General features: G+C 74.9%; 8 protein-coding genes and 1 pseudogene. 4 read left to right on the forward strand and 5 right to left on the reverse strand.

All coding sequences use genetic code 11. The features are described 5' to 3' along the window. Positions 1-218 precede the first annotated feature (218 nt). Positions 219-986, forward strand: a complete 768-nt coding sequence (locus AX737_RS02855; protein WP_066918875.1) for a lysophospholipid acyltransferase family protein — start codon at positions 219-221, stop codon at positions 984-986. After that, complete coding sequence (locus tag AX737_RS02860; protein WP_066918863.1) at positions 983-2,134, forward strand: glycosyltransferase family 2 protein; 1,152 nt, start codon at positions 983-985, stop codon at positions 2,132-2,134. The genes AX737_RS02855 and AX737_RS02860 overlap by 4 nt, the downstream gene beginning before the upstream one ends. Before the next feature lie 80 nt (positions 2,135-2,214). Here AX737_RS02860 and AX737_RS02865 read toward each other — a convergent pair whose 3' ends face one another. From AX737_RS02865 to AX737_RS02875, 3 genes are read right to left on the reverse strand one after another with little or no spacing between them, the layout of a single operon-like run. Beyond that, positions 2,215-3,342, reverse strand: coding sequence for a beta-ketoacyl-ACP synthase (locus AX737_RS02865; RefSeq protein ID WP_066918865.1), 1,128 nt, complete (start codon positions 3,340-3,342; stop codon positions 2,215-2,217). Continuing rightward, on the reverse strand, positions 3,339-3,830 hold the full coding sequence (locus tag AX737_RS02870) for a 3-hydroxyacyl-ACP dehydratase FabZ family protein (protein ID WP_066918867.1): 492 nt from the start codon (positions 3,828-3,830) through the stop codon (positions 3,339-3,341). Before AX737_RS02870 ends, AX737_RS02865 begins: the two co-directional genes overlap by 4 nt. A 20-nt stretch (positions 3,831-3,850) precedes the next feature. Continuing rightward, on the reverse strand, positions 3,851-4,159 hold the full coding sequence (locus AX737_RS02875) for an acyl carrier protein (RefSeq protein ID WP_066918869.1): 309 nt from the start codon (positions 4,157-4,159) through the stop codon (positions 3,851-3,853). Between the two features lie 276 nt (positions 4,160-4,435). Between AX737_RS02875 and AX737_RS02880 the strand changes: the two genes are divergently transcribed. Continuing rightward, complete coding sequence (locus AX737_RS02880) at positions 4,436-5,560, forward strand: AI-2E family transporter (RefSeq protein WP_082772839.1); 1,125 nt, start codon at positions 4,436-4,438, stop codon at positions 5,558-5,560. Positions 5,561-5,586: 26 nt separating this feature from the next. Here the strand turns inward: AX737_RS02880 and AX737_RS02885 are convergent, their stop codons facing one another. Beyond that, on the reverse strand, positions 5,587-6,231 hold the full coding sequence (locus tag AX737_RS02885) for a L,D-transpeptidase (protein WP_066918871.1): 645 nt from the start codon (positions 6,229-6,231) through the stop codon (positions 5,587-5,589). A gap of 192 nt (positions 6,232-6,423) precedes the next feature. On the opposite strand from AX737_RS02885, the gene AX737_RS02890 reads away from it, so the two are divergent. Further along, positions 6,424-6,894 carry a VOC family protein gene (locus tag AX737_RS02890; protein WP_066918873.1) on the forward strand — a complete coding sequence of 157 codons (471 nt, stop codon included), beginning with the start codon at positions 6,424-6,426 and terminating at the stop codon, positions 6,892-6,894. A 22-nt stretch (positions 6,895-6,916) separates the two neighbouring features. Here the strand turns inward: AX737_RS02890 and AX737_RS34025 are convergent. Next, positions 6,917-7,151 (reverse strand): annotated as a pseudogene (locus AX737_RS34025) (hypothetical protein); the annotation flags it as partial.

Below are 7,151 nucleotides of genomic sequence, written 5' to 3' on the forward strand. Positions count from 1 at the left end.
CTTCGTCCCGACCCCCCTGCTTCGCAGGGTACCCTCCCCCGCAGAGGGGGGAGGGAGGGCGTCGCCGCATGACGCTGGCCGAACCCCCTGCCCCGCCCCGGATTGAACCCGAGGACGGCGCGCGCGCCGCCCCGGCGGAGGCGCGGCGCGTGGTGGACCCGAGACCCGGACGGCGCCCCGCCGACCTGCACCCCGTCTCGCCCCAGCTCTGGCGGTTCATGCTCGGCTATTTCGAGCGCTTCGTGGGGCGCCACCTCAACGCGCTGCGCCTCGCCCGCTGGGGCCTGCCGCAGGGGCTCGACCATCCGGGCCCGATCGTCGTCTACTGCAACCACCCGGCCTGGTGGGACGCCGCGGTGATGATCGTGCTGGCCGGCAGACTCTTCCCCGGCCGCGAGGGCCGCGCCCCCTTCGACGCCGCGGTGCTCGGCAAGTACCGCATCTTCGAGCGGATGGGCGCCTTCGGGGTCGATCTCGACAGCCCGCGCGGGGCCGCCGCGTTCCTGGCCCACGCCCGCGCCATCCTCGCGGCACCGCACCGGATGCTCTGGATCACCGCGCAGGGCCGCTTCAGCGATGGGCGCGCCCGGCCGCTGGCGTTGCGCCCCGGCGTCGCGCGCCTGCCCGAGATCGCTCCCGACGCCCTCGTGCTGCCGCTCGCCCTCGAATACGCCTTCTGGGAGGAGCGCGGCGCCGAGGCCTTCGCCGCCTTCGGCGCGCCGATCTCAGGCGGCGACCTCGTCGCCCTCCCCCGCCCCGAGCGCCTCGCCCGGCTGGAGCGCGAGCTCACCGCCACCCTCGACCGGCTGAGCGCCGACGTGATCGCCCGCGAGCCGGAGCGCTTCCGCGAACTCGTCGCCGGGCGCAAGGGGATCGGCGGGATCTACGACCTCTGGCGGCGGCTCCGGGCGCTCGTCGCCGGCCGCCGCTTCGACCCCGCGCACGGGGGCGCGGCCCAGGACGGCCCCCGGGAGCCCACACCATGACCGCCAACGCCCTCCTCACCGGGCTGGCGCTCGCCTGCCTGATCGTGGCGCTCCAGCCCGCGCTCTTCGCGGCCCTGAACCTCGGCCTGCTGCGCAGGCCGGAGCCGGAGCCCGGCGGCTCCGGCCTCGTCTCGATCCTGATTCCGGCCCGCAACGAGGCCGAGCGGATCGGCCCGACGCTCGTGGCCGCGTTGGCCAGCACCGGCACGCCCGTCGAGGTCCTGGTCGGCGACGACCACTCGACCGACGGCACCGCGGCGCTCGTGCGGGCTCTGGCCGCCGGCGATCCGCGCCTGCGCCTCGAATCCGTGCCGCCGCTCCCAGAGGGCTGGACCGGCAAGAACAACGCCTGCGCCTACCTCGCCACCCGGGCGCGGGGCGAGCACCTCTTGTTCATCGACGCCGACGTGCAGCTCGCGCCCGGGGCCGCCGCGCGCCTCGCCGCCCAGGCGCGCCGCGGCGGGGCGGGCCTCGTCAGCGCCGTGCCGCGCCAGCGCATGGACACGCTCGGCGAGCGCCTCACCGTGCCGATGATCAACCTGCTGCTGGTCGGCTACCTGCCGGTCCTCGCCATGCGCCGCTCGCTCCACCCGAGCCTCGGGGCGGCCTGCGGGCAGATGATCCTGGCGACGCGGGCCGCCTACGAGGAGACGGGGGGGCACGGCGCCATCCGGGCCTCCCTGCACGACGGGGTGCGGCTGCCGCGCAATTTCCGCCGCCACGGCCTGCGCACCGATCTCGCGGCGGGCCGCAACCTCGCCCTCTGCCGGATGTACGGCGGCTTCCGCGACGCCTGGGCGGGCTTCTCGAAGAACGCCCACGAGGGCATGGCGACGCCCCGCGCCCTGCCGGTCTGGACGGCCTTGCTGCTGCTCGGCCACGTCCTGCCCTGGGGGCTCGTCGCGGCCGGGCTCCTCGGCGACCTGCCGCCCGCCGCCTTCGCGTGCGCGCTCGCGGCGCTCGCCCTCTCGCTCGCTACCCGGGCGGCGGTGACGCTGTGCACCGGCGAGCCCGCGGCCACGATCCCGCTCCACCCGGTGATCGTGCTGACCGCGCTCGCCATCCAGTGGAACGTGCTGCTGCGCCGCGAGCGCGCCGGCGCGGCGACGTGGAAGGGCCGCAGCTACCCCGTAGGCGGCGCCGAGTAGGGGCGGACGCCGTTCGGTTCGCGGGGAGCGGGGACGCTCCTAAGGTTCGTACGCCAGGGTCGGGACGGCCGAGCGCGGCCTCAAGCCGCCAGCACCCGCAGGACGCCCTCGCCGCGGCGGTGGCCGACCGCCGTGACGGCGACCTCCCTCAATCCGCGCTCCGCGACCAGTGCGGCGGCGAGCGCCGCACCGAGGGGCGCTGCGACCTCGAGCCCGTGGCCGGCGAGGTCTCCCAGCGCGTGGACGGGCGCGCCCGGGGCGAGGCGGGCGAGAACCTCGGCCTCCTCGGCGGTGATCGGGGCGACGCCGGTCGCGCCCGAGACCACCGCGTCCGGCAGGGCGATCCCGGCCGCCGACCAGAGGCCGGCGAGGCTGAGCCCCACCCGGCCCGGCTCGCGCCGGGTCAGGTCGCTCGTCACCGGCGCGAGGCGCGCCAGCGCCCGGGCGCCGCGGGCGGCGGCACCCTCGGCGGATTCGAGCAGCAGGAAGGCGGCGCAGCTGCCGAGGATGAAGCCCGGCGTCTCCGCGCGGGCGAAGACCGGCGCGTAGGCGCCGCGGCGCAGGTAGCCGCCCATCTCGTGGATCACGAGCACGTCGGGCCGCTCGGCGTTGTAGGAGCCGCCGACCAGCACCGCGTCGATCTGGCCCGCGGCGACGCGCGCCGCGCCGATCCGCAGCGCATCGACGCCGGAGGATTCCTCGCCCATGAAGGTGCGGGACGCCCCCGTGACCCCGTGCACGATGGCGATGTTGCCGGCGAGCAGGTTCGAGAGCTGGGCCAGGAACAGGGTCGGGCGCAGGTCGTTCTGCAGCCGCTCGTTGAGGTAGGCGCCGGGATCCGCCGCCCCGCGCAGCCCCGTGAGGATCGCCCCGTCGACCGCGTAGTCGCGCTCGCCGCCGCCCGCCGAGACCACGAGGTGCAGGTCCTGCTTGAAGGCGGCGTCGTCCTTGACGCCGGCCGCGTCGAGGGCGAGGCCCGCCGCGTAGACGCCGAGGCGCTGCCACGCCTCCATCTGGCGCTGGTCGGACTTCTTCGGGATCTGCCCGTCCCAGGCGATGCCCGGTGCCGGGTGGACCGCGTAGGGCGCGAAGCGCTCCGTGTCGGTGGCGGGCGCCGTGCCGGAATCCAGCGCTGCGAGGTGCGCGGCCACGCCCTCGCCCCGGCAGGAGACGAGGCCGAGGCCGGTGACGACGACGTCGCGGGTCATCTGGCGGGTCCTGCGCTGGCGTCGCCCGGTCCGCTCGCCCCGGTCAGGCCGATCTCGCGCGCGCGCGCGCGCATCAGCCCGTCGAGCTCCGCGGGGAACGGCATGGTGCGGAAGCGCAGCTCCGCGTCGGCGAGCGCCTTGTCCCCGTGCCGGATCGACGCCTTGGTGACGGCGTAGCCCGAGCCGTCGTGGACGAGGCTCGCCGCGACGATGAGTTCCGCGCCCGGACCCACGAAGGAGCGGAAGCGCGCCTTGTCGACCGCCATCAGGAACGGCATCAGCGCGAAGTCGAGATGGGCGAGGACGAGGTAGCCCGAGGCCTGCGCCATGGTCTCGGTGAGGAGCACGCCCGGCACCAGGGGGTAGCCCGGGAAATGCCCCTCGAAGACGGGGCTGGCGTCGGGCACCCGCGCCAGCGCCTCGATCCGCCCCGCCGCCCGGTCGAGCAGCCGCACGGAATCGATCATCTCGAAATATTCGAGGCGCATGACGGGCTATCCGCTGCGAATCAGGCCTTGGCGGCCTTCTCGGCCACCAGCGCGTCGATGCGGGCGCAGAGGTTCTTCAGCACGAAGTACTCCTCGGCCGGGACCTTGCCCTCGTTGACCTCCTGGGTCCAGCGCTCCAGCGGCAGCTTGATCCCGAAGGCCTTGTCGACCGCGAAGGCGATGTCGAGGAAGGCGAGGCTGTCGATGCCGAGGTCGTCGATGGCGTGACTCTCGGGCGTGATCTTCTCGCGCGGGATGTCGGCGGTCTCGGCGATGATGTCGGCCACGCGCTCGAAGGTGGCCGTGCTGCCGTTCTGGGGCTCAGACATGCGTTCTCGCCGATTCCGTCAGGTGTTCTGCCGCGCAGCCTTACGGGGACCGGTGGGCGAGCCCGCCCCCGCGCTCGTCCCCGCCTGCCAAGCCGACGCATTGCGGGGCCGCGCGCGGCCCCCTTCGGATGGGCGCGACCTCTACACGAGGGGTTCCGGAGGGGCAACCGTGTCGGTTTCGTGAAGCCGCCGCGGGGTCTTTCGCCCGTCCCGGCGATAGCGGGGGCGCCCTCCCCGACCTAGATCCCCGGCGCGGGGTGCGTGGAGGGTCGTGCGATGGATTCGAAGGTGGTCGCCCGGCCCGCGCCGGGCCCGGTCGCGCGCGATCCCGGCGCCGCCGCGCCGACGCGCAGCCCCCGCGCGCAAGGCATCGCCCGCGCGGGCCTCGTCCTGGCGCTCGCGGGCCTCGGGCTCTGGATCCTGCACGGCTTCCTGCCGGCGCTCGCCTGGGCGGTCGTGCTGGTGATCGCGCTCGGGCCCCTCTACGAGCGCGCCGAGCGCCGCCTGCCCCGCGACCGGCACAACATCCTGCTGCCGGGGCTCGCGACCTTGCTCGTCGCCCTGGTCATCCTGGGCCCCCTCGTGATCCTCGGCATCGAGGCGGCGCGCGAGGCCCACGACGTCATGGATTTCGTCCGCTCCGCCGAGCGGACGGGCATCCCGGCGCCCGAGTTCCTGAACCACCTGCCCTTCGGCGCCGCCCAGGCCCAGGCCTGGTGGGGCCGGACCTTCGGCCATCCGGAGGCGGCCTCCGACCTGCTGCACCGCCTCGACAACGGCCGGGTCCTCGGCGTCTCGCGCAATCTCGGGCGCGAGGTGGTGCACCGCGCGGTGCTGTTCGGCTTCAGCCTGCTCGCCCTGTTCTTCCTGTTCCGGGACCGCGACGCCGTGCGCGACCAGGCGCTCACCGCCTGCAACCGCCTGTTCGGCCCGCGCGGCGAGCGGGTCGCCCGGCAGATGGTGGCCTCGGTGCACGGCACGGTCGACGGGCTCGTGCTGGTGGGCCTCGGCGAGGGCGTGCTGCTCGGCCTCGTCTACTATCTGGCCGGCGTGCCGCACCCGGTGCTGCTCGGCGCGCTGACGGCCATCGCCGCGATGATCCCGTTCGGCGCCCCCGTCGCCTTCGGGCTGGCGGCCGTGCTGCTGCTGGCGCAGGGGCAGACCGTGCCGGCCCTCGTCGTGGTGGCGGCCGGCTTCGTCGTCACCTTCGTGGCCGACCACTTCGTCCGGCCGGTCCTGATCGGGGGCACGACGCAGCTGCCCTTCCTCTGGGTGCTGCTCGGGATCCTCGGCGGGGTCGAGACCTTCGGCCTGCTCGGCCTGTTCCTGGGGCCCGCCGTGATGGCGGCCCTGGTGCTGCTGTGGCGGGACTTCACCGGGGGAGCGAAGCGGGCGGGCTGAGGCCCACCGCGCGTCGGGCCCGGTCCTTAAACCCGGTACCGGCCGTTGCGCTTCACCAGAACCCGCGTGCCCACCGGCACCCGCTCGTAGAGGTCGGCGATGTCCTCGTTGAGCATGCGCACGCAGCCCGAGGACATCTGCTCGCCGATGCTCCAGGGCTCGTTGGTGCCGTGCAGGCGGAACAGCGTGTCGCGGTTGCCCTGGTAGAGGTAGAGCGCGCGGGCGCCCAGCGGGTTCTCGAGCCCGCCCTTGAGCGTGCGCGGCAGGTCCGGGTTGAGCGAGACCATCGTGGTGGTCGGGCTCCAGTCCGGCCAGACGCCCTTGCGGCCGACCCGGGCCTCGCCCTTCCAGGAGAAGCCGAGCTTGCCCACGCCGATGCCGTACTGGATCGCCGTGCCCTCGGCCTGGACCAGGGTGAGCTGGCGGTTGTCGATGTCGACCACGATGGTGCCGGGCGCCTCGAGGCCGGTGTAGCGTACGACCTGGCGGCGATACTTCGGATCGAGCCGGCCGGTATCGACCAGCGGGATGTCGTGCGGCTTGTCGGGCTTGGTGCCGACGTACCACGCGGCCTCCTCGGGGGTCGCGGCGAGTTGCGCGGGGCCGCGGCTCTGGCAGGCGGCGAGCGGCGCGACCGCGAGGGCGGCCAGCAGGGTCCGGCGGGCGAGCATGGGTTTCACCTTGCGGGCTTCGTCGTGGACGCCCTGACTAGACCCTCCGCCCGGCCCAAGATGTAGCTTTTGCGCCGCACGCCCGCGTGAAGAGCCCGCCACGGGAGCGTGAAGGGGCGGCGGCGCGCGCGCCGGAAGACTGATCCCCTGGGCGCCCTATCTGGTCGGCCATCCCCGTTCCGGAGCCCGCCGATGCCTGCGACCGAGACCCTTCCGGAGGGCGCCACGCCCCTCCCCGAGGTCGAGCCGACCTCCGCCCTTCCCGAGATCCCGACCCGGCCGGCGATCCATCTGGACCATTGCGTGATCCACGTCTCGGACTGGGCGCGCGCCACCGCCTTCTACCGCGACGTGCTCGGGGCCGAGGTGATCGAGCGGGGGGCCGGCTTCGCCTACCGCTTCGGCGGGGTGCAGCTGAACTGCCACGGGCCGGGCGTCGTCGCCGAGCCGCTCGCCGCCAAGCCGGTCCTGCCCGGCAACAGCGACCTCTGCTTCCGCTGGCCGGGCACGCTGGAGGAGGCGATGGCCCACCTTCACCGCCACGGCGTCGGCGTGGAGCGCGGGCCCGTGGAGCGCAACGGCGCCGCCGGGCCCGGCATCAGCGTCTACTTCCGGGACCCGGACGGGTCGCTGATGGAGTTCATCACCTACCCGCCGGCCTGAAGGGCCGGCCTCGGCCCGCCGGTCAGCGCTTGTCCAGCGGGCGCCCGAGCAGGCGGGCGAACTCCGCCTCGATCTCCTCGACCGAGAAGGGGTTGGGCGCGGCCGCGGGCTTGGAGGCCGCGGGCTGTGCGCCCGGCTGGGTAACCGGTTTGGCGACCGGCTTGGCGACCGGCGTGGGCGCGGACTCGCCTGCCGGCTCGGCCGGCGCGGGCTTGGCGGGGGCGGCCGGCGTCGGTGCGGGCGGCGCCGGCCGGGGC

Source organism: Methylobacterium sp. CCH5-D2, assembly GCF_001556475.1.
GTDB lineage: Bacteria > Pseudomonadota > Alphaproteobacteria > Rhizobiales > Beijerinckiaceae > Methylobacterium > Methylobacterium hispanicum.